Annotated in this window: 18 protein-coding genes and 1 pseudogene; 11 read left to right on the top strand and 8 right to left on the bottom strand. The window is 67.4% G+C overall.

Annotation, left to right across the window (positions count from 1 at the left end):
* The coding region (ppsA, locus tag AC1D2K_RS09385; RefSeq protein WP_478088218.1) for a phosphoenolpyruvate synthase at nucleotides 1-1462 on the bottom strand (1462 nt) is incomplete at its 3' end.
* Between the two features lie 199 nt (nucleotides 1463-1661).
* On the opposite strand from ppsA, the gene ppsR reads away from it, so the two are divergent.
* Nucleotides 1662-2483 (top strand): posphoenolpyruvate synthetase regulatory kinase/phosphorylase PpsR, encoded by an 822-nt coding sequence (ppsR, locus tag AC1D2K_RS09380; RefSeq protein ID WP_478088216.1) that lies wholly within the window; start codon nucleotides 1662-1664, stop codon nucleotides 2481-2483.
* Here the strand turns inward: ppsR and AC1D2K_RS09375 are convergent.
* The 7 genes from AC1D2K_RS09375 to ahpC form a co-directional block, all read right to left on the bottom strand.
* A complete protein-coding gene (locus AC1D2K_RS09375) occupies nucleotides 2480-3259 on the bottom strand; it encodes a heme ABC transporter ATP-binding protein (RefSeq protein WP_478088214.1) in 780 nt (259 codons plus the stop codon). The genes ppsR and AC1D2K_RS09375 overlap by 4 nt on opposite strands.
* Nucleotides 3256-4293 (bottom strand): FecCD family ABC transporter permease, encoded by a 1038-nt coding sequence (locus AC1D2K_RS09370; protein ID WP_478088212.1) that lies wholly within the window; start codon nucleotides 4291-4293, stop codon nucleotides 3256-3258. The genes AC1D2K_RS09375 and AC1D2K_RS09370 overlap by 4 nt, the downstream gene beginning before the upstream one ends.
* Nucleotides 4290-5168, bottom strand: a complete 879-nt coding sequence (locus tag AC1D2K_RS09365; RefSeq protein ID WP_478088210.1) for a heme/hemin ABC transporter substrate-binding protein — start codon at nucleotides 5166-5168, stop codon at nucleotides 4290-4292. Before AC1D2K_RS09365 ends, AC1D2K_RS09370 begins: the two co-directional genes overlap by 4 nt.
* Nucleotides 5165-6238, bottom strand: a complete 1074-nt coding sequence (locus AC1D2K_RS09360) for a hemin-degrading factor (RefSeq protein ID WP_478088208.1) — start codon at nucleotides 6236-6238, stop codon at nucleotides 5165-5167. Before AC1D2K_RS09360 ends, AC1D2K_RS09365 begins: the two co-directional genes overlap by 4 nt.
* Before the next feature lie 24 nt (nucleotides 6239-6262).
* Nucleotides 6263-8482: a TonB-dependent hemoglobin/transferrin/lactoferrin family receptor gene (locus tag AC1D2K_RS09355; protein WP_478088206.1), complete on the bottom strand. Its 2220-nt coding sequence runs from the start codon at nucleotides 8480-8482 to the stop codon at nucleotides 6263-6265.
* A gap of 218 nt (nucleotides 8483-8700) precedes the next feature.
* A complete protein-coding gene (ahpF, locus tag AC1D2K_RS09350; protein ID WP_478088204.1) occupies nucleotides 8701-10287 on the bottom strand; it encodes an alkyl hydroperoxide reductase subunit F in 1587 nt (528 codons plus the stop codon).
* An 82-nt stretch (nucleotides 10288-10369) separates the two neighbouring features.
* Entirely contained in the window at nucleotides 10370-10942 is a 573-nt protein-coding gene (gene ahpC / locus AC1D2K_RS09345; RefSeq protein WP_478088202.1) for an alkyl hydroperoxide reductase subunit C, read from the bottom strand.
* Nucleotides 10943-11158: 216 nt separating this feature from the next.
* Between ahpC and bfr the strand changes: the two genes are divergently transcribed.
* The 10 genes and pseudogenes from bfr to AC1D2K_RS09295 form a co-directional block, all read left to right on the top strand.
* Entirely contained in the window at nucleotides 11159-11635 is a 477-nt protein-coding gene (bfr, locus tag AC1D2K_RS09340) for a bacterioferritin (protein ID WP_478088199.1), read from the top strand.
* Nucleotides 11636-11831: 196 nt separating this feature from the next.
* The gene (locus AC1D2K_RS09335) at nucleotides 11832-12473 is read left to right on the top strand and encodes a PepSY-associated TM helix domain-containing protein (protein WP_478088197.1); all 642 of its coding nucleotides are present in this window, start codon (nucleotides 11832-11834) and stop codon (nucleotides 12471-12473) included.
* 18 nt (nucleotides 12474-12491) lie between these two features.
* Complete coding sequence (locus tag AC1D2K_RS09330) at nucleotides 12492-13013, top strand: DUF2271 domain-containing protein (RefSeq protein ID WP_478088195.1); 522 nt, start codon at nucleotides 12492-12494, stop codon at nucleotides 13011-13013.
* Between the two features lie 36 nt (nucleotides 13014-13049).
* The gene (locus AC1D2K_RS09325; protein WP_478088193.1) at nucleotides 13050-13853 is read left to right on the top strand and encodes a DUF4198 domain-containing protein; all 804 of its coding nucleotides are present in this window, start codon (nucleotides 13050-13052) and stop codon (nucleotides 13851-13853) included.
* A gap of 47 nt (nucleotides 13854-13900) precedes the next feature.
* Nucleotides 13901-14935, top strand: a complete 1035-nt coding sequence (locus AC1D2K_RS09320) for an FAD:protein FMN transferase (protein ID WP_478088191.1) — start codon at nucleotides 13901-13903, stop codon at nucleotides 14933-14935.
* Nucleotides 14932-16296, top strand: coding sequence for a sulfite reductase subunit alpha (locus tag AC1D2K_RS09315; protein ID WP_478088189.1), 1365 nt, complete (start codon nucleotides 14932-14934; stop codon nucleotides 16294-16296). The genes AC1D2K_RS09320 and AC1D2K_RS09315 overlap by 4 nt, the downstream gene beginning before the upstream one ends.
* Before the next feature lie 233 nt (nucleotides 16297-16529).
* Nucleotides 16530-18923 carry a catecholate siderophore receptor Fiu gene (locus tag AC1D2K_RS09310; RefSeq protein ID WP_478088187.1) on the top strand — a complete coding sequence of 798 codons (2394 nt, stop codon included), beginning with the start codon at nucleotides 16530-16532 and terminating at the stop codon, nucleotides 18921-18923.
* Nucleotides 18924-19008: 85 nt separating this feature from the next.
* Complete coding sequence (locus AC1D2K_RS09305; RefSeq protein WP_478088185.1) at nucleotides 19009-19689, top strand: Fe2+-dependent dioxygenase; 681 nt, start codon at nucleotides 19009-19011, stop codon at nucleotides 19687-19689.
* Between the two features lie 114 nt (nucleotides 19690-19803).
* Nucleotides 19804-20076 carry a (2Fe-2S)-binding protein gene (locus tag AC1D2K_RS09300; protein ID WP_478088183.1) on the top strand — a complete coding sequence of 91 codons (273 nt, stop codon included), beginning with the start codon at nucleotides 19804-19806 and terminating at the stop codon, nucleotides 20074-20076.
* 104 nt (nucleotides 20077-20180) lie between these two features.
* Nucleotides 20181-20587: pseudogene (locus AC1D2K_RS09295) on the top strand (energy transducer TonB); the annotation flags it as partial.

The raw sequence follows: 20587 nt of genomic DNA, 5'->3' as shown, positions 1-20587 counted from the left end.
CGATCGGGGGCATCTCGCCGCGCTGGACCTCGGTCACTTCGGTTTCGAGCAGGCCGTCGTAGATGAAGCCGGTGTCGCCCTCGGCGCAGCTCACGGTCACCAGCGTGCCGTCCTTGAGCAGGTCGGTGGCGTCGCCGCAGCCGACCACCGCCGGGATGCCGAGCTCGCGCGCGATGATCGCCGCGTGGCAGGTGCGTCCGCCCCGGTTGGTGACGATCGCGGCGGCGCGCTTCATCACCGGCTCCCAGTTCGGGTCGGTCATGTCGGTCACGAGCACATCGCCGGCCTGGACCTTGTCCATCTCGCTGATGTTGTGGACCAGCCGCACCGGCCCGGTGCCGATCTTCTGGCCGATCGCGCGGCCCTCGGCCAGGATGGCGCCGCGGCCCAGCAGCTTGTAGCGCTGCTCGGCCTTGCCCTGCTGCTGGCTCTTCACGGTCTCGGGACGCGCCTGCAGGATGTAGAGCTGGCCGTCGGTGCCGTCCTTGCCCCATTCGATGTCCATCGGACGGCCGTAGTGCTCTTCGATGACCAGCGCGTATTTCGCCAGTTGCTCGACGTCGGCGTCGGTCAGCGAATAGCGGTTGCGCTGCTCGGTCGGCACGTCGGTGGTCTTCACCAGCTTGCCGCTGGCCGCCTTCTCCGCGGCGCTCGCGAATTCCATCTGGATCAGCTTGGAGCCCAGATTGCGACGGATCACGGCCCGCTTGCCGGCGCGCAGCGTCGGCTTGTGGACATAGAACTCGTCGGGGTTCACGGCGCCCTGCACCACGGTTTCGCCCAGGCCGTAGCTCGAGGTGATGAAGACCACGTCCTCGAAGCCGGACTCGGTATCGATCGTGAACATCACGCCGGCCGCGCCGAGGTCGCTGCGCACCATGCGCTGCACGCCGGCGGAGAGCGCCACCACGTCATGGGCGAAGCCCTTGTGCACCCGGTAGCTGATCGCGCGGTCGTTGTAGAGCGAGGCGAAGACTTCCTTCATCTTGTGCAGCACGTCCTCGATGCCGACCACGTTGAGGAAGGTCTCCTGCTGGCCCGCGAAGGAAGCGTCAGGGAGGTCTTCCGCGGTGGCGGAGGAACGCACCGCGAAGCTGGCCTGGGGATTGCCGGCCGACAGCGTCGCGAAAGCCTCGGCGATCGCCTGCTGCAGGTCGGCCGGGAAGGGCTGGGCCTCGACCAGCGCGCGGATCTCGCCGCCGACCGTGGCCAGCGCGCGCACGTCCTCGGTGTCGAGCGTCGCGAGCTTGGCGCTGATCTTGTCGGCCAGGCCGTCGTGCGCCAGGAACTGGCGGAATGCATGGGCCGTGGTGGCGAAGCCGGTGGGGACCCGCACGCCCTGCGGCAGCTGGGAAATCATCTCGCCGAGACTGGCGTTCTTGCCGCCGACCGACTCGACGTCGGTCATTCTCAGGTTTTCGAACGGTACGACCAGGGCGGTCGCTTCGAACAGTGCAGACATGGGAAAGCTCCAGAAGTTGAAACTGATGCTGCATGCAGGCGCCGCGACGCGATCGTTCTTCTTGCTCTGGGCATCGGCGGGGGGTGCATGCTGGAATTCGAAGGGGAAGGCTGAGGGGAAAGCGCCCGGCATTCCCGATAATGGGGCGAATTGTAGGCGCGGCCGGGTCCGGCGTGCCGCAGGACAAGGTCGCCCAAATATGCAAACGCGCACTGTTTTCTTCGTTTCCGACGGCACCGGCATCACCGCCGAGACCTTCGGCAATGCCGTTCTGGCCCAGTTCGAGATGAAGCCCCGCCACGTGCGGCTGCCCTTCACCGACACCGCAGACAAGGCGCACCAGGCGGTGCGGAAGATCAACCACACGGCCGAAATCGAGGGTGTGCGGCCGATCGTGTTCACGACACTGGCGAACATGGAAGTGCTCGAAGTGATCGAAACCGGCTGCAAGGGCATGCTGCTCGACATGTTCGGAACTTTCGTGCGGCCGCTCGAGATCGAGTTCGCCATGAAATCGAACCATCGCATCGGCCGCTTCAGCGACGTCAGCAAGAGCAAGGAGTACGACGCCCGCATCCAGGCCATCGACTTCAGCCTGGCGCACGACGACGGCCAGAGCCACCGCGATCTCGAGGGCGCAGACGTGATCCTGGTCGGCGTCAGCCGCAGCGGCAAGACGCCGACCTCGCTGTATCTCGCCATGCAGCACGGCCTGAAGGCGGCCAACTACCCGCTGATCCCCGAGGATTTCGACCGCCGCCAGCTGCCGCCGGCCCTGATGCCGCATCGCAAGAAGATCTTCGGGCTCACGATCCAGCCCGAGCGCCTGAGCGAGATCCGCAACGAGCGCCGGCCGAATTCGCGCTACGCCAGCCTCGAGAACTGCCGCCAGGAGGTCAGCGAGGCCGAGGCGATGATGCGGCGGGCCGGCATCCGCTGGCTGTCGACCACCACCAAGTCGATCGAGGAGATCGCGACCACGATCCTCCAAGAACTGCGGCCCGAGCGACTCACGTACTAGCCGAACAGGTATTGAACAGTGCCGTCGGCGGCCGCCACCGGCTGGCAGGGCATGCCCCAGACGCGCTCGATCAGCGCCGGCTTCAACACCTCCGCCGCCGGCCCCTGGTGGACGCCGGCGCCGCCGACCAGCACCACCACGTCGTCGGCATAGCGGCGCGCCAGGTTGAGGTCGTGCAGGACGGCCACGATGCCCACGCCCTGCCCCGCCCAGCCGCGCAGCAGCCGCATCGCGGCATGCTGGTGCGCCAGGTCGAGCGCGGCGGTCGGCTCGTCCAGCAGCAGCCAGCGGGCGCTGCCGTCGGCCCTGGGCTCCCACAGTTGCGCCAGCGCGCGCGCCATCTGCACGCGCGCCTTCTCGCCCCCCGACAAGGTGTTGAGCACCCGGTGCGCGAGCGCCGACACATCGGTCAGCGCCATCGCGCCTTCGACGATGGCGTCTTCGTCCCGGCTCGGCGTGCCGCGGTGGGGAAAACGGCCCAGCGCGACGATGTCCTGCGCAGTGAAGTCGAAGGCCACCGCGCTCTCCTGGGGCATGAGGGCCCGGCGCAGGGCCAGTGCCGCGGTCTTGTGCTCGGCCAGCGGCAGGCGGTCGAGCAGCACGCGGCCGCGCTCCGGCCGGCGCCGGCCGCCCAGCACCGACAGCAGGGTGGACTTTCCCGCGCCGTTGGGGCCCAGGATGGCCGTCACCCGGCCCGGGTGCAGCGTGATGTTCGCGCCGGACAGCACGGTCTTGCCGCCGATGCGCACGTCGGCGTCGATGCAGCCGAGCGTCATATGCGCCCCCGGAAGTGCCGCAGCATGAGAAGGAACATCGGCACGCCGATGAAGGCGGTCAGCACCCCCAGCGGAAGTTCGGTCGGTGCCATCGCAGTGCGCGCCACCGTGTCGGCGGCCAGCACCAGCACAGCGCCCAGGAGCGCCGACCCCGGCAGCACCACGCGATGGTCGGGCCCCGCCACCAGCCGGATCCAATGCGGCGCGATCAGGCCGACGAAGCCGATGATGCCGGTGGTCGCGGTGACCGCGCCGACCGCGAACGCGGTCACCAGGATCGCCCGCCGCTTGACGCGCTCGACGTCCACGCCCAGCAGCGTCGCCTGCGCCTCGCCCAGCGCGATCGCGTTCAAGGGCGCGGCCAGCGTCAAGCCGATGCACAGCGCCACGCCGACGATCGCGCCGACCAGCAGCACCGCGCTCCAGCGCGCGCCGCCCAGGCTGCCCAGCAGCCAGAACTGCAGGCTGCGCAATTGTTCGTCCGACGCCATCACGCTCAGGAAGCCGAGCCCGGCCCCCGCCAGCGCGTTGATCGCGATGCCCGCGAGCAGCATCAGYGCCATGCGCGTGCTGCCCTCGCTGCGCGACAGGCCATAGATCAGCAGCGTCACCACGAAGCCGCCGCCGAAGGCCATGCTGACCAGCGTCCAGCTGCCCAGCGTGCGCGGCAGCACCGGCATCAGCCAGGCGCCGAGCACGATGGTGACGCCGGCCGCCAGCGCGGCGCCGCTGCTGATGCCGATCAGGCCCGGGTCGGCGAGCGGATTGCGGAACAGCCCCTGCATCAGGGTGCCTGCCATGCCGAGCCCCGCACCGGCGGCGACGCCGAGGATCAGGCGCGGCAGCCGAATGTTGGCGAACACCAGGTACTCGGGCGACGCCTCGGCGCCGCCCTGCCAGATCGAGCCGAACACGCCCAGCCATTGCGAGGCGCTGATGGCGTAGGCGCCCGAACCGGCGCCGACGGCGAAGCTCAGCAGCAACAGCACGAGGCCACCCACCAGGGTGGCGCGCATCGTCAGCCGCCCGCTCATGCCGCGCGAAAGCTCTTGTGCAGTTCGCTGATGGCGAAAGGCAGGCGCGGACCGAACCCCAGCAGCAGCAAGGCATCCTGCGTGACCAGCGCCCGCTTCCTGAAGGCCGGCGTCAACGCGAGTTCCGGGCGCTGCCAGAACTTCTCTGCACCGCCGTGCGCCTCGATGCTCTGGGTGGTGGTCAGGATCACATCCGGGGCCGCGCTGGCCATGGCCTCGGCGGTCATCGGCCGGTAGCCCTGGAAGCCCGAGAGGCAGTTGACACCGCCGGCGAAGCCGATCGCCGCATGCGCCGCCGTCCTCTCTCCCGACACCTGAGGGCTCGCGCTGTGGGACARCACGAACAGCACGCGCGGCTTGCGCGTTCCGGCTGCGTCCGCCGCCACGCGCTGCTGCACCTCGAACCATTCGGCATCGAGCCGCGTCACCAGTTCGCGCGCCTGCGGCTCGCGCGCCGCCGCGCGGCCCACGGCAGCCACCTTGCGCTGCACCTCGCCCCAGCTGTGGTCGGCTTCGACCAGTTCCAGCCTGACGCCGGCCGCACGCAGCTGATCGAGCACGACCGGTGGCCCGGACTCGGTGGTGGCGATCACCGCATCGGGCTTGAGCGACAGCAGCCCTTCGGCAGAGAGCTGGCGCATGTAGCCGACCTTCGGTGTCCGGCGGGCGGCCTCCGGGTAAAGACTGGTGGTGTCGGTGCCGACCAGCTGCGACTCGGCCCCCAACGCGAACACCACCTCGGTGATGGCGCCGCTGACGGTCACCAGGCGCGGTGCGCGCGGGCCCTGCGCAGCGGCGGGCCACGCGCAGGCGGCCAGCGCACACGCGCCGAGAAGGCGAAGCGTGTCACGCCGTTCTCGCGTCGCCCCCGTCATGCGCTCACCTCGGCGCTCGGCAGCTTGCGCACCAGCTCGCGCCAGTCCTCGCGCTCCGGAACACCGGGCTTGCGCGCACCGAAGAACATCGCCATCAGGCCACCCTCGCGGTCGAAGGCCTCGACCGAGGTCACGACGCCGTCGCTGGTCGGCTTCTCGACGATCCAGACGCTCTCGATCAGGTCTTCGCGCAGGTGCAGGTTGAAGCCCGGGTCCAGCACATTGAGCCACTGCATGCCGCGCATCTCCATCGGCTCGACGCGCACCACCGGCCCGGTGTGGATCTGGATGCAGCCCGGGCTGCCCACGAAGACCATGATGGGCGTGCCCGCGAAGGAGGCCTCGTGCAGCAGCTCGCGCACCGCCAGCCGGGCGGCCCGTGTCGTGAATCGGCCCTCGGTCAGGCGGAAGCTCTGCTGCCGCTCGACGTCGAACTTGTTCAGCAGCCCGAAGAACTGGTGCGTGTCGGTCATGCCGCCCCAGGCCTGGGCGAGGCCGGCGCCGTCGATCTCGCGGTCGGGCCGCGGCGGCGCCTTGGGCTGGGCCGGGCCGAAGGCCGCAAGCTGCGCGGCATCGGCATGGGCCTGGCCGACCGACTGGAAGGCATCGCGATCGGTCGCATCGCGGGCGAAGATCTTGTGCACGGCCAGGCCGCTGGCATCGAAGAACTGCAGGCTCAGCGACGGCGGCTGGCCCGCGTTCGCGGCCACCTCGCTGACGAGGAAGCCGGCATGCCAGTGGCTGAAGAAGAGCCGCAGGTCGATCTCCTCGCCGAGCGCGAGGCCCATCCGGGCACCGCCGGACAGGTTCCGGTAGATGCCCGTCTTCTCGTGCACCGTCGAGGCGTTGCGCGTCAGCGCCAGCACCGGACCGCACGGTTCCAGCGCTTGCAGCAATTCGAGCCACGGTCCGCGCAGCGGCGTTGCACGCAACGCCCGGTCATGCGCGCCCGCATGGGCGGCAATGGCCTCGCCCTCGCTGATGCCGAGCGCTTCGGCGGCGTCCCTGTGGCGCTTGCCTTCGGCGCGCAGCGCGGCGAATCGTTCGCGGATGAGTTCGTTGGTCGTCATGAGTTCCTGCTTGGGTGAGGTGAATCAGAAATCGGCCACGAGCGACACGCTGAAGTGCCGGCCAGGCTGCGTGTAGGCATCCACGATCGGAGAGTTCGACGCGAGTCCGCGGACATCGCTCCACATCCAGTACTTCTTGTCGKTCAGGTTGACCAGCGCGACGTTCAGACGCAGGTCGCGGCGAATGCGCCACTGGGCGTTCAGGTCGAACGTGGTGGCCGAAGGCGTGAGGTACTGGACGCCGGTGGTGACTTCGGCCGGATCGACATCGCTGCGCTTCTTGGCCGCGTAGTGAACCGCATCGAGGCGCACGCTCCAGGTCGGCGCCTGGTACTGGAGGGCGACCATGAACTTCTCCGGGTCGACCGAGTTGAGCGGCACGTTGGCGGTGCGGTCCTCGCCGTTCGTGCGGCCGTAGGCGAAGGGCAGCGAGAAGCCCGTGCCCTGCGTGGTCCAGTCGAGTTCGCCCTTGAACTCGAAGCCGTCGATGCGCGCGCGCCCGATGTTGACCGACTGGAAGGTCGCGGGATGGGTGCGCGACCCGAACACGCCGCCGATCTGGCGGTCGTTCTCGATCATGTCCTTGTAGGTGCCGGTGAAGACCGCGGCCTCGAAATTCAGGATGCCGGCGCGGCCGCGCGTGCCGATCTCGAAGTTCTGGCTGGTCTCCGGCTTCAGGCCCGGATTGGGAATCGTCCGGTAGCCCGAGACCACGTTCTCGAAGAAGTTGTTGACCTGAAACGCGTTGGGCGCCTTGAAGCCGGAGGCGTAGTTGCCGTAGACGGTCCATTGCGGCGTCGCCCGGAACAGCACGCCGAGCTTGGGCGAGACCGCCGAGTCGGACAGCGACACCGCGCGGGCGTTGAAGCCGGTCTGATCCGCATCGATGTCGAAGCGGTCGAAGCGCACCCCGGGCGTGATGCTCCACTGGTCGTGGATGAACTCATCCTGCACATAGAAGGCCGCGGTCTTCTCGGTCGTGTCGGGGAACCGCTTGAGCGGATAGACCTCGCCGACCGGCGGCACCAGCCCGGTCTGCAGGTTCTCGACCTGCGTGTTCGTGTAGTCGATGCCGTAGGTGATGCGCTGCGACCAGTCCCCGGGCATGCGCAAGGTCTTGTCGGCCTGCAGGCCGGYCTGCCAGGTGTTCTCGCCATAGGTCACGTCGCGCATCCGGTCGGCGGCGGTGTAGCGGTTTTCCCAGGCGAGCTCCTGCGAATTCGACTTCTGGTAGCTCAGGTAGCCCAGCAGGTTGTCGGCCAGCACCGAGTCCACGCGCAGCCGGCCGTCCCAGGTCAGGCGGTCGCGCTGCAACTGCGTCAGCGCGCCGAGGCCGATCACCGACGTCGAGGCGAACGGCGGCTTCGAAATGCCCGACAGCAGGTCGTAGCCGGTCGACCGCTCCACGTGCTCGAACGTGAGGTTGTGGGTCAGGCTGGCGTTCGGCGTGACGATCACCTTGGCCAGCAGCGACTTGCTGTCGGTGCGCTCCGGATTGGGCGCGGTGCGGTCCGAATTGCGGGCGTCGTTGGTGCCCATGTTCTCGAGCTCGTGCGTACGGCTGCCGTTGGCCGAGATCAGCCAGCTCACCGTGTCGCTGGCCTTGCCCGCAAGCGTGACCCCACCCTGCCAGCCGTTGTCGTCGCCGCTGTAGCCGACGTTCGCGCTGCCGCCGAAGGTCTTGCCGTCGGCAAGGAAGGTCTCGGGCTGCCGCGTGATGAAGTTGACCAGGCCGGCGAGCCCGTCGGACCCGTAGAGCGCCGAGGCCGGCCCCTTGATGATCTCGATCCGCTCGATCAGGCCGAGGTCGAAGTAGTCGCGGCCGAAGGCGTTGGCGCTGAAGACGTAGCTGCGCGGCATGCGGATGCCGTCCGTCATCAGCAGCACGCGGTTGCCGTCGAGGCCGCGGATGTTGAAGCCTGCATTCCCGTCGCGACCGGTGTTCCCGGCCGCCAGGCCGAAGCGTGCGGGCGCGCGCCGGACCGAGACGTTGGGAATGTCGCGCACCGCGTCGCGGATGTCGTGGATCTGCTCGAACTCGATCTGCTGGCGGTCGATCACCTCGATGGTGGCCGGGACGTCTTCCTTGTTCTGCTCGGAGCGCGAGCCGCTCACCACGATCTCGCCGAGGGCCGCGATCCGGGCGGGGCCGGCCTCCTGGGCCGCGGCGAAGGTAGAGAGGCCGCAGGCGATCAGCCAGGGGAGCGTTTGAAGTCGATGCGCGAAGGCGGGTGAGCGTGCCACTTGAGGGTCCAGAAAACAGTTGACGAACTGCTCGCTGGACGGCGCGCAAGGGCTGCGCGCGAAAGCCTGGCTGGCGGTGAAATCAGGCCTCGGCCCGACTCGCAATCATATGCGAATGATTCTTATTGCTATCAATTGCCCCCGTCTGAATGAGGGATCGGAAACGCAGCAGAAGACACCGCGACCCCTCCGAGATGGATCGCGGCGCTTTCAACGCATCAGGCGGCGACCGCCTCCTCCGCCGGCGCCGAACTGCGGATCAGGTGATCGAAGGCGCTCAGCGCCGCCTTCGCGCCGTCGCCGGCCGCGATGATGATCTGCTTGAACGGCACCGTGGTCGCATCGCCGGCCGCGAACACGCCGGGCACCGAGGTCTGGCCCTTGGCGTCGACCACGATCTCGCCGTGCTTCGAGAGCTCGACCGTGCCCTTGAGCCAGTCGGTGTTGGGCACCAGGCCGATCTGGATGAACACGCCCTCGAGCGGCACCGTGTGGCTCTCGCCGCTCGCCCGGTCCTTGTAGACCAGGCCATTGACCTTTTGGCTGTCGCCGGTGATCTCGGTGGTCTGCGCGTTGGTGATGACCTTGACGTTGGCGAGGCTGCGCAGCTTGCGCTGCAGCACCGCGTCGGCGCGCAACTGCGTGTCGTACTCGACCAAGGTCACGTGGCCGACGATGCCGGCCAGGTCGATCGCCGCCTCGACGCCCGAATTGCCGCCGCCGATCACCGCCACGCGCTTGCCCTTGAACAGCGGGCCGTYGCAGTGCGGGCAGTAGGCCACGCCCTTGTTCTTGTACGCGTGCTCGCCGGGCACGTTGATGTTGCGCCAGCGCGCGCCGGTCGAGATCACGACCGAGCGGCTCTTGAGCGAGGCACCGCTCTCGAGCTTGATCTCGATGAAGTCCTTGCCCGGAGCGCTCGGCACGAGCGCCGCGGCACGCTGCAGGTTCATGATGTCGACGTCGTAGTCGCGCACATGCTCCTCGAGCGCGAGCGCGAACTTGGGCCCTTCGGTTTCGCGGATCGAAATGAAGTTCTCGATGCCCATGGTGTCCAGCACCTGGCCGCCGAAGCGCTCCGAAGCGATGCCCGTGCGGATGCCCTTGCGCGCCGAGTACACGGCCGCGGCCGCACCGGCCGGGCCGCCGCCGACGATCAGCACGTCGAACGGTTCCTTGCCGGCGATCTTCTTCGCTTCGCGCTCGACGCCGCTGGTGTCGATCTTGGCGAGGATCTCCTCGAGGCTCATGCGGCCCTGGCCGAATTCGGTGCCATTGAGAAACACGGTCGGCACCGCCATGATCTGGCGTTCCTTGACCTCGTCCTGGAACAGCGAGCCATCGATCATCGTGGTCTTGATTCGCGGGTTCTGGATTGCCATCAGATTCAGCGCCTGGACCACGTCGGGGCAGTTGTGGCAGGTCAGCGAGATGTAGATCTCGAACTCGAAATCGCCGTCGAGCGCACGGATCTGCTGCAGCACGGCCTCGTCGACCTTGGGCGGATAGCCGCCAACCTGCAGCAGCGCCAGCACCAGCGAGGTGAATTCGTGGCCCATCGGAATACCCGCGAAGCGCGGGCCATGGTTTTCGCTCGGCCGGTTGATCGAGAACGAGGGCTTGCGCTGGTTGTCGTCGCGGCTCTCTGTGACTTTGACCAGCGGCGACGACTCGGCCACGTCCTTCAGCAGCGATTGCAACTCGCCCGACGCCTTGCTGTCATCGAGCGAAGCGACGATCTCGATCGGCTGCGTGATGCGGTCGAGGTAGCTCTTGAGTTGCGATTTGGTGCCGGCGTTGAGCATGGTGATCTCTCTCCTGGAAATACGATGGAAACAAAAAAGCCCGGGAGCAAGCGCGCCCGGGCTGTGGCGCGAACGAGGCGGCTTAGATCTTGCCGACCAGGTCGAGCGAAGGCTTCAGCGTTTCGGCGCCTTCGGTCCACTTGGCGGGGCAGACTTCACCGGGGTGAGCCGCGACGTACTGGGCGGCCTTCACGCGGCGCAGCAGTTCGGCAGCGTCACGGCCGATGCCGTTGTCGTGCACTTCGATGGTCTTGATCTTGCCTTCGGGGTCGATCACGAAGGTGCCGCGGTAGGCCAGGCCGGCGTCGTCGCCTTCTTCGATCAGGACCTGGAACGCGCGGGCCAGTTGCTGGCTCGGGTCGCCGATCAGCGGGTACTGAACCTTGGCGATGGTGTCCGAGGTGTCGTGCCAGGCCTTGTGCGTGAAGTGGGTGTCGGTCGACACGCCGTACACCTCGACGCCCAGCTTCTGGAACTCAGCGTAATGGTCGGCCAGGTCGCCCAGTTCGGTGGGGCACACGAAGGTGAAGTCGGCCGGGTAGAACACGACGACCGACCATTTGCCCTTGAAGTTCTCGTTGCTGACGGGCACGAACTTGCCGTTGTGATACGCGGTGGCCTTGAACGGGACGATTTCGGTGTTGATCAGGGACATATTGGATTTCCTTGGTGGCTGATGAAAAGTGCGAGTGATTAGTATAACTACCAATCTCCGATTTTTAATAGCCACGCGCTATTAAATGCATTGCCCACCCCTATGAATGCGAACACCTATCACCCTCACCCGCATGCAGAGCGCCGGCGCATGGGATTACTTGCGCCGGCCGGCGGCAGGCTCTCACAATCCACCTTTTAAGAACAAGGAAGAACCATGAAGGGCGACCCACAAGTCATCGATCATCTGCAGGCGCAGCTCAAGAACGAGCTGACCGCGATCAACCAGTACTTCCTGCACTACCGGATGCTCAAGCACTGGGGCCTGGACAAGCTGGCCAAGAAGGAATACGAGGAGTCGATCGGCGAGATGAAGCACGCCGACAAGCTCATGGACCGAATCTTCATGCTCGATGGCCTGCCGAACCTGCAGGACCTGGCCAAGCTCCAGATCGGCGAGGACGTGCCCGAGATCCTCGAATGCGACCTCAAGTCCGAGACCGGCGCGCAAGCCACGATCAAGGCCGGCATCGCGCACTGCGAAAGCGTGCGCGACTATGTCTCGCGCGACCTGCTGCAGGAGATCCTGGACGACACCGAGGAGCACATCGACTTCCTCGAGACCCAGATCGACCTGGTCGGCAAGGTCGGCCTGCAGAACTACCTGCAGTCACAGATGGGCGAAATCGAATAGGCCGGCGCGACGCCGTGCAAGCGGGGCAATGCCCCGCTTTTTTTTGCCTTTACGAAACTTCATTGCTATCGAATCAGGAGCGCGACAAGCAGAGGGGGCAAGGGCTGAAGCCACCTCGATGAACCGGACTTGGCACAGGCCAGTGTCATGCAAATAGCATTCATTCGCATTTGTAGGACTAGAATCGCCGGCTCCGATGACCGCCGCCACCACCGACCGCCGCCGCGCCTACTGGCTCAAGACCTTGCACGAATGGCACTGGGTCAGCTCGGCGCTCTGCCTGATCGGCCTGCTGCTGTTCGGCATCACCGGCTTCACGCTCAACCACGCGGCCAGCATCGAGGCCAAGCCGAAGGTCAGCAGCCGGACCGGCACCATCGACCATGACTTGCGCGCGGCACTGCAGAAGCAACTGCCCGCGGCCAAGGCGCAGAAGGGCAAGGCGGAACTGCCCGCGGAATTGCAGGGCTGGATCAGCAAGCAATGGGCAGTCGACACCGCAGGGCGAGACGCCGAGTGGTCTGACGACGAGATCTACCTCTCGCTGCCCCGCCCCGGCGGCGATGCCTGGCTGCGGCTCAACCTGGCCGACGGCGAGGCCGAGTACGAGCGCACCGACCGCGGCTGGCTGTCCTACTTCAATGACCTGCACAAGGGCCGCAACAGCGGCGCCGCCTGGAGCTGGTTCATCGACATCTTCGCGGCCGCCACGCTGGTGTTCTCGATCACCGGTCTTTTCATTCTCAAGATGCATGCGGGCAACCGGCCCTTCACCTGGCCGATGGTCGGCATGGGCCTGGTCATTCCGGTGCTGCTCGCGCTGCTGTTCATCCACTGATCCAGGAAAGAGGTCTTCGTGCAAGTTCGCTATTCCCTCGCGCTCGCCGCCCTGTTCGGCGCGCCGGCCATCGCCGCGGGGCTCACCGTCAACATCGAGGTGCCGCGCCTCAGCGTGGCCGAATACCACCGCCCCTATGTGGCGGCCTGGATCGAGCGGCCCGACCAATCGGTCGCGAGCACGCTCGCGGTCTGGTACGACGTCAAGATCAAGGGCAACGCGGAAGGCGAAGGCACCAAGTGGCTCAAGGACATGCGCCAGTGGTGGCGGCGCACCGGCCGCGAACTGCAGATGCCGGTCGACGGCGTGAGCAGCGCGACGCGGCCCGCGGGCAAGCATCAGGTCAACGTGTCCGAAGGCTCGGTGGCGCTGCCCAAGCTGGCACCGGGCGCCTACAAGCTGTACGTCGAGGCGGCGCGCGAAGTCGGCGGTCGCGAAATCGTGAGCATCCCCTTCCAGTGGCCGCCGGCGAAGACCGAGCAGTCGCAGGTCGCGGGCACCAGCGAACTCGGCGAAGTGAAGCTCGAGCTCAAGCCCTGATCCTCGTTTCGCCTCCAACATCACCGGAATCCCATCATGAAGTTCTCTTTGCGCGCCCTCGCCCTCGGCATCGCCCTTTGCGCCGGCACCGCGGCCGTCCAGGCTCACAACGCATGGCTGATGCCCTCGAGCACCGTGCTGTCCAAGGCCGACTGGATCACTGTCGATGCCGCCGTCTCGAACGACCTCTTCTTCTTCAATCACGTCCCGCTCGGCCTGGACACCTTGGCGGTCACCGCGCCCGATGGCAGTGCCCTGAAGGCCGAGAACGTCTTCAAGGGCAAGCTGCGCAGCGTGTTCGACCTGAACCTCACCCAGCCCGGCACCTATCGCCTGGCACTGGTCAACGACGGCGTCTTCGCACGCTGGAAGGACAAGGCCACCGGACAGCCCAAGCGCGCCCGCGGCACGGCCGAGAACATCGCGAGCCAGATCCCGGCCGACGCGCTCGAGCTCGAGATCACGCAATCGGCCGGCCGCAACGAGACTTTCGTCACCGTGGGCAAGCCCAGCACCCTGCGTCCGACCGGCAAGGGCCTCGAACTGGTCACGGCCAATCCGACCGATCTGGTGAAGGGCGAGAAGACCAGCTTCACACTGCAGCTCGACGGCCAGCCCGCGAAGGACCTCGAGGTCACGGTCACGCTGGGCAACACGCGCTACCGCGACAAGCTTGACGAGCTCAAGCTCAAGACCGATGCCAAGGGCCAGTTCAGCGTGACCTGGCCGGAAGCCGGCATGTACTGGCTCGACACCAGCACCACGGACAAGAAGACCTCGGTGCCGCAGGCCAAGGAACGGCGCCTGAGCTACGCCGCGACCCTGGAAGTGATGCCTTGAAAACCATTTGCTCGCCCTCCCAGGCGCGAGCCTGACGCGCCGTGAGCATGTCCTCGCCTGAGGGGAAGCCGAGCCCCTCCTTCGCGACCTGGCGCGCGGGCGGCTACGCCAACGTGCCCCGGCCGCGCCGCGCCGATCCGTCCAGCCTGCAGACGCTGGCGGGCCGCACCATGGGCACCACCTGGTCGCTGCGCTTCGACAATCCGCGCATGATCGCGCTGGATGCCGTGCGCGCCGGCGCCCAGGGCGCGCTCGATCGCGTGGTCGCCCAGATGAGCACCTGGGAGCCCGATTCGGACATCAGCCGCTTCAACCGGTCCGACGCCGGCAGCCGGCACGTGCTCGAACCCGAATTCGCCGAAGTGCTGGCCTGTGCCCTGCAGTGGGCGGCGGCCAGCGACGGAGCCATCGACCCGAGCATCGGACCGCTGGTCGCGCTCTGGGGCTTCGGCGCCCAGGCCGACGCATCGGTCGCAGGGCCGCCCTCCCCGGCCGAACTCTCGCAGGCGCGTCAACGCGTCGGCTGGCAGCGCGTGGCGCTCGACCCCGCCACGCGCTCGATCGTGCAACCGGGCGCCGCCGCGCTGGACCTGTCGGGCGTCGCCAAGGGCTTCGCAGTCGACCAGGTTGCCGCCGCGCTGCGAACGCTCGGACTGTGCGACTTTCTGGTCGAGGTCGGCGGCGAATTGCGCGCGGCCGGTCGTCGCCCCGACGGCGACCCCTGGCAGGTGCTGGTCGAAGCGCTGCCCGGGACCACCCATCGGGTGGCGCTCGAGGGCCTGTCCATCGCGACCTCGGGCGCCCGCTGGCATGCGCGCGAGCATGAGGGCCGACGCTGGTCGCACACCCTCGATCCGCGCACCGGCGAGCCGGTCGGCCACGCGCTCGCCTCGGTGACGGTGCTGCACCCGGAGTGCATGCAGGCCGACGCACTCGCCACGGTGCTGACCGTGCTTGGGCCGGAGGACGGCCTGGCCTTCGCCCACCGGCATGGGCTCGCCGCGCTCTTTGTCCGCCGCGGCGACGAGGGGCATTGCACCTTCACCAGCGATCGCTGGCCGACCCCGGCCCAAGCCGCATGACCGAGCCCGCCCTGCGAGCGCTGGCCGCGTGCCTCACCGTGCTGGCCTACATCGCGCTGTGCGCGGCCATTTACGGGCGGCAACGCCGGCAGCAGGACGCCATGGCACGCCGGGCCGCGGCACTGGCCGGGAACGAGCCCGCAACCGCCACGCTCGTGCTGTTCGCAAGCCAGACGGGCCAGGCCGAGGCCCTCGCCTGGCAGACCGGCCGCTGGCTGCACGAGGCCGGAACACCGGCGCGCGTGATGTCGCTCAACGACGCCGACGCCGAGCTCTTGCGCAGCACGCCCCGGGCGCTGTTCATCGCCAGCACCTATGGCGAAGGCGATGCGCCCGACGGCGCCAGCGTGTTCGCCGAACGGGTGATGGGCTCGGCGGCCGAGCTCTCCTCGCTGCGCTATGCGGTCCTGGCGCTGGGCGACCGCCAGTACGCCAACTTCTGCCGCTTCGGCCGCCTGCTCGACGAATGGCTCCATGCCGCGGGCGCAAGGCGCAGCTTCGAGCGCATCGAGGTCGACAACGCCGAGCCCGCCACCCTGGCCGCCTGGCAGGCGCAGTGCGACGGTGCACCGGATGCCGGGCCGGAAGAGCCGCCCGAAACCATCTCCGTTCCCTGGCGCCTCGCCACCCGCACCCTCTTGAACGAAGGCAGCGCGGGCGCGCCGGTCTATCGCCTGGCGTTCACGCCGGCCGCCGGGCCGGCACCTGACTGGGCGTCCGGCGATCTCGCGCAACTCGCCCTCGCGAGCGACCCCGGACGCCCACGCGACTATTCGATCGCCTCCATCCCCAGCGACGGCGAGCTGCAGTTGCTGGTGCGCCAGGAGCAGCATCCGGACGGCACGCTCGGCGCCGCCTCGGGCCTGCTGACGTCGACCCTGCCCCTGGGCGACACGATCCAGCTGCGGCTGCGCCCGCACCGCCATTTCCGGCTCGGCGACAACGCCGCACGACCGTTGCTGCTGATCGGCAACGGCACCGGACTGGCCGGACTGCGCGGCCATCTGCGCACCCGCGCGGCCCTGGGCCGGCACGACAACTGGCTGGTCTTCGGCGAACGCCATGCGCGGCACGACTTCCTCTGCCGCGACGAGATCGAGGCCTGGCAGCGCACCGGGATGTTGCAGCGGCTCGACATGGTGTTCTCGCGCGACCAGGCCGAAAGGCTCTACGTCCAGCATCGGCTGCTCCACCTGCACGCGGAGGTCAGCGCCTGGATCGCCCGCGGTGCGGCGATCTATGTCTGCGGCACCCTGCAGGGCATGGCGGCCGGGGTCGATGCCGCGCTGCGACAGATCGCCGGCCAGGCGACGATGGGCGAATTGCAGGCCAGCGGCCGCTACCGCCGCGACGTCTACTGAGCCGCCCGGCGCCGCTGTCAGTTGCGCTCAAGCAACGAATAGACCCAAGCGGCCTCCGAAACTTCTCTCAACGTTAACGCCACGTTAACAATCGTATTGAGATTCATTATCATTCACTGACTTCGCTTCTTCCGCGAATCAGCTCACCCAGCCAATCCAGCCGCCTCCACGCCGAGGACGCGCAGGGACCCGCCAGTCGAGCTCTCAGTTTTGCTTTCACCTGGGATCCCTCCATGGCCTACATCAAGAGCCGCAAGCACGCCGTCGCGCGCGCGCTGCCCCCTTTCGGCAGTGCCGCCGCCGMCACCCTTCTCGCATTGACGCTGCCTGCCGGCGCGCAGACGTCCACGAACACCCTCAAGGAAGTCCGCGTCGAAGACAGCGCCGCGACCGATTTCAAGGTCGACAACTCGGCCAACCCGAAGTTCACCGCGCCGCTGATCGACATCCCGCAGGTGATCCAGGTGATTCCGGAAACCCTGATGCGCGAGCAAGGCGCCACCACGCTGACCGAAGCACTGCGCAACACGCCCGGTGCCGGCGCCTTCTTCCTCGGCGAAAACGGCAACACCACGACCGGCGACTCGATCTTCATGCGCGGCTTCGACGCCTCGAGCAGCATCTTCGTGGACGGCATCCGCGACCTGGGTTCTTTCTCGCGCGATGTCTTCAACATCGAGCAGGTCGAAGTGGTCAAGGGCCCGTCGGGCACCGACGTCGGCCGCAGCTCGCCGACCGGCTACATCAACCTGATCACCAAGAAGCCCAGGCTGGAAGACAGCTTCTCGGGCTCGCTCGGCTTCGGCACCGCGAGCTACAAGCGCGGCACCATCGACTGGAACAAGGTAGTGAGCGGCGCCGACGGCTCGGGCACGGCCTTCCGCCTGAATGCCGTGGCCGAAGACTCCGGCGTGGACGGCCGCGACTTCATCAACAACAAGCGCTCGGCCATCGCGCCCTCGCTGGCCTTCGGCCTCAACACGCCGACCCGCGTGTTTCTCGACTACCTGTACGTCAAGCAGAACAACATCCCCGACGGCGGCGTCCCGACCATCGGCCTGCCCGGCTACACCACGCCCGATGCGCTGCTGATCAATTCGCCGATCCTGCGCCGCACGTTCCTGAACTACGCCTCGAAGGTCGACTCCAGCAACTTCTACGGCACCAGCTCCGACTTCAACGACGTCACGGCCAACATGTTCACGGCCCGCGTCGAGCACGACATCACGCCCGACATGACGGTGCGCAACGTCACGCGCTGGGGCCAGACTACGCAGGACTACATGCTGACGTCGTTCATGCTCGGCGGTCTCACGGCCTCGCGCGTCGGCACCAGCAACACCTATAACGGCACGGTGCCTGCCGTGACCGCAGGCTTCATCAACACGGTCAACCCGAGCAACCCCGCGACCTGGACCACGACGCGCAACCTGCCAACCAACAAGGACGTCGAAAACAACATCTTCGTCAACCAGACCAGCCTGTCGTCGAAGTTCAACACCGGCAGCTTCAGCCACACCGCGAACATCGGCCTGGAATTGATGCGCGAGAGTCAGGACAACGCGAACTACTTCGGCCCGGGCTTCGCGTCGGTCAACACGACCTTCGCACCCGCAGGCTCCTGGCCGGTCGCCAACCTGTACAACCCGAACCCCTACGTGACCGGTTACAACCGGATCCCGAACGGCACCGGCAACTACGGCAAGACCGACACCGTCAGCCTGTACGCCTTCGACACGATGAAGATCAACGAGCAATGGCAGCTGACCGGCGGCCTGCGCTACGACCACTACAGCACCGACTACTGGGCGACCACGATGGGCACCGGCCCCACCTTCCCGATCACGCCGACCAGCCTGTCGACCTCGGGCGACCTCTGGACCGGCAAGATCGGCGTGGTCTACAAGCCGGTCCRGAACGCCAGCTTCTTCGCCGCCTACGGCAACTCGGCGCAGCCCCCGGGCGGCGCCAACTTCTCGCTCGCCGCCTCGGGCACCGGCAACAGCGCCTCGCGCGTCGACTTCGCGCCGCAGAAGGCCGACACCTACGAGATCGGCACCAAGTGGGACGTGCTGAACAAGCGCCTCTCGCTGACCGCGGCGCTCTATCGCACCGAGGTTCGCAACGAGATCGTGCAGGATCCGACCAACACGGCCGTCTACACCCAGGACGGCAAGAAGCGGGTGCAGGGCATCGAGCTCGGCGTGGCCGGTGCGATCACCGACCAGTGGGGCATCAGCGCCGGCCTCACGACCATGGACACCAAGGTCAACGGTTCATCCAACGCGGCGGACCGGATCGACGTGATCCCGTACACGCCGGAACAGGCGTTCACAGCCTGGACCAGCTACCAGTTCCCGTTCGGACTCACCATCGGCGGCGGCGCGCGCTACAACGGCAAGCTCACGCGCGGCTTCGACGGTGYGGTCGGCACACCGGCCTACACCGATGCCTACTGGGTGTTCGATGCGATGGCCTCCTACCGCATCAACAAGAACGTCGAACTCCAGCTGAACCTGTACAACCTGTTCGACAAGGAATACGTCGCCGCGATCAACAAGAGCGGCTACCGTTACGTGCCGGGCATCCCGCGCTCGGCCCGCATCACGGCCAACTTCGCGTTCTGACGCGGATCAATGCCGTCGCATCCTCCGGCTGCGACACTCGAGCCCCGGCCCCGCGCCGGGGCTTTTTCTTTGAGGAAACCGCAAGATGATGCTGCATGTCCCCGACGTTCTGAGCGCAGACCAGGTGCGCGAGATTCGCGCCAGCCTGGACGCCACCGAGTGGGTCGACGGCCGCGAGACGGTCGGCGACCAGGGCGCCCGGGTCAAGCGCAACCGGCAGTTGCCGGAGCAATCCCCGGTCGGCCGCGAACTGGGCAAGACCATCCTGGGCGCGCTGGCCCGGAATCCCCTGTTCTTCTCGGCCGCCCTGCCGCTGCGCTTCGTGCCGCCGCTGTTCAATCTCTACGAGGGCGGCGAGCACTACGGCCTGCACGTCGACGGCTCGGTGCGCTCGGTGCCGGGCACCGGCGAGCAACTGCGCACCGACCTGTCCTGCACCCKGTTCCTGTGCGATCCGGAGRACTACGAGGGCGGCGAACTCGAGGTGGTCGACACCTATGGAACGCACGAGGTCAAGCTGCCCGCGGGCGACCTCATCCTCTATCCCTCGAGCAGCCTGCACCGCGTCCACCCCGTGACCCGGGGCGCCCGCGTCTGCTCGTTCTTCTGGCTGCAGAGCATGGTGCGCGACGACCGCCAGAGGGCCATGCTGTTCGAACTGGACCAGGTGATCCAGAAGCTGCGCGGCCGGCTCGGGGAATGCGAGGAATCGATCGCGCTCACCGGGCAATATCACAACCTGCTGCGCATGTGGTCCGAAGTCTAGTTAGTCGGGCGGCCCGGCTGACCCTGCTGCTGCGATAGTTATTGCAAATGCGAAGAATTCGTATTTATAATCGAGCCTTCTTCAAACAGCCAGCTACAAGCCGCCTTCACCGCCATGATCGTCTGCGTCTGCCGCCGAATCTCCGACCGTGAAATCGCGCGTCATGCACGCGCCGGGATGACGTTCGACGAAGTGCAGTTCGAGCTCGGCGTGGCCACCCAGTGCGGCCAGTGCGAAAGCTGCGCGCGCGACGTGGTCGCGCAATGCAGTGCCTCGCACCCGGTCGCCGCGCTTCACCGCGAAACCGGCACCCAGGCGATCCAGCTTGCCAATTCCATCAAGGAAAGCAACGCATGGAACTCTTCGCGGCACTCGGCGGCAGCCTGATCCTGGTCGCCAGTTCGGTCTGGTGGATTCTTCGCAAGTAAGTCGTTAGCGTAGCGGTTTTGCTGCACTGGGGTACCTTCTGGGCGCCCGCATTCGAATGATTGATCGTGTCTGACCGCTTTTCCCCGCCTTCCTCGGCCCTTGGCCTGTCGCGCAACGCCATCATCGCCGGCAGCGTGGTGTTGTTCCACGTCGCGGCACTGTGGGCCCTGCAAAGCGGCTTGCTGCGGCGCGCGGCCGAGGTGGTGATTCCGGTCGAGATCCTGAGCGAGTTCATCGAGCCGCCGAAGCCCAAGGAACCCCCTCCGCCGCCGCCGCCAGCGCCCAAGCCCCAGGTCGTCAAAACGCCGCCACCGCCACGTCCCCAGGCCATCCGCGAGCCAAAGCCGACGCCGGCGCCGAACGCGCCCACGGGCAGCATCGAGCCGCCTCCGCCCCCGGCACCGTTGGCCCCACCCGCACCGCCGGCGCCACCCGCACCGCCCGCCGCGCCGCCCGCTCCGCCCTCGGT

It is taken from the genome of Variovorax sp. P1_H12_2 (assembly GCF_056405335.1).
This window is presented reverse-complemented; position numbering and strand designations above follow the sequence as displayed.

Excerpts from the sequence above, each read along its gene's own strand:
- ppsR (WP_478088216.1), top strand. The coding sequence starts at position 1,662 with ATGCAAACGCGCACTGTTTTCTTCGTTTCCGACGGCACCGGCATCACC.
- AC1D2K_RS09360 (WP_478088208.1), bottom strand. The coding sequence starts at position 6,238 with ATGACGACCAACGAACTCATCCGCGAACGATTCGCCGCGCTGCGCGCC.
- AC1D2K_RS09300 (WP_478088183.1), top strand. The coding sequence starts at position 19,804 with ATGATCGTCTGCGTCTGCCGCCGAATCTCCGACCGTGAAATCGCGCGT.
- ahpC (WP_478088202.1), bottom strand. The coding sequence starts at position 10,942 with ATGTCCCTGATCAACACCGAAATCGTCCCGTTCAAGGCCACCGCGTAT.
- AC1D2K_RS09315 (WP_478088189.1), top strand. The coding sequence starts at position 14,932 with ATGACCGAGCCCGCCCTGCGAGCGCTGGCCGCGTGCCTCACCGTGCTG.
- bfr (WP_478088199.1), top strand. The coding sequence starts at position 11,159 with ATGAAGGGCGACCCACAAGTCATCGATCATCTGCAGGCGCAGCTCAAG.
- AC1D2K_RS09320 (WP_478088191.1), top strand. The coding sequence starts at position 13,901 with ATGTCCTCGCCTGAGGGGAAGCCGAGCCCCTCCTTCGCGACCTGGCGC.
- AC1D2K_RS09375 (WP_478088214.1), bottom strand. The coding sequence starts at position 3,259 with ATGACGCTCGGCTGCATCGACGCCGACGTGCGCATCGGCGGCAAGACC.
- AC1D2K_RS09325 (WP_478088193.1), top strand. The coding sequence starts at position 13,050 with ATGAAGTTCTCTTTGCGCGCCCTCGCCCTCGGCATCGCCCTTTGCGCC.
- AC1D2K_RS09335 (WP_478088197.1), top strand. The coding sequence starts at position 11,832 with ATGACCGCCGCCACCACCGACCGCCGCCGCGCCTACTGGCTCAAGACC.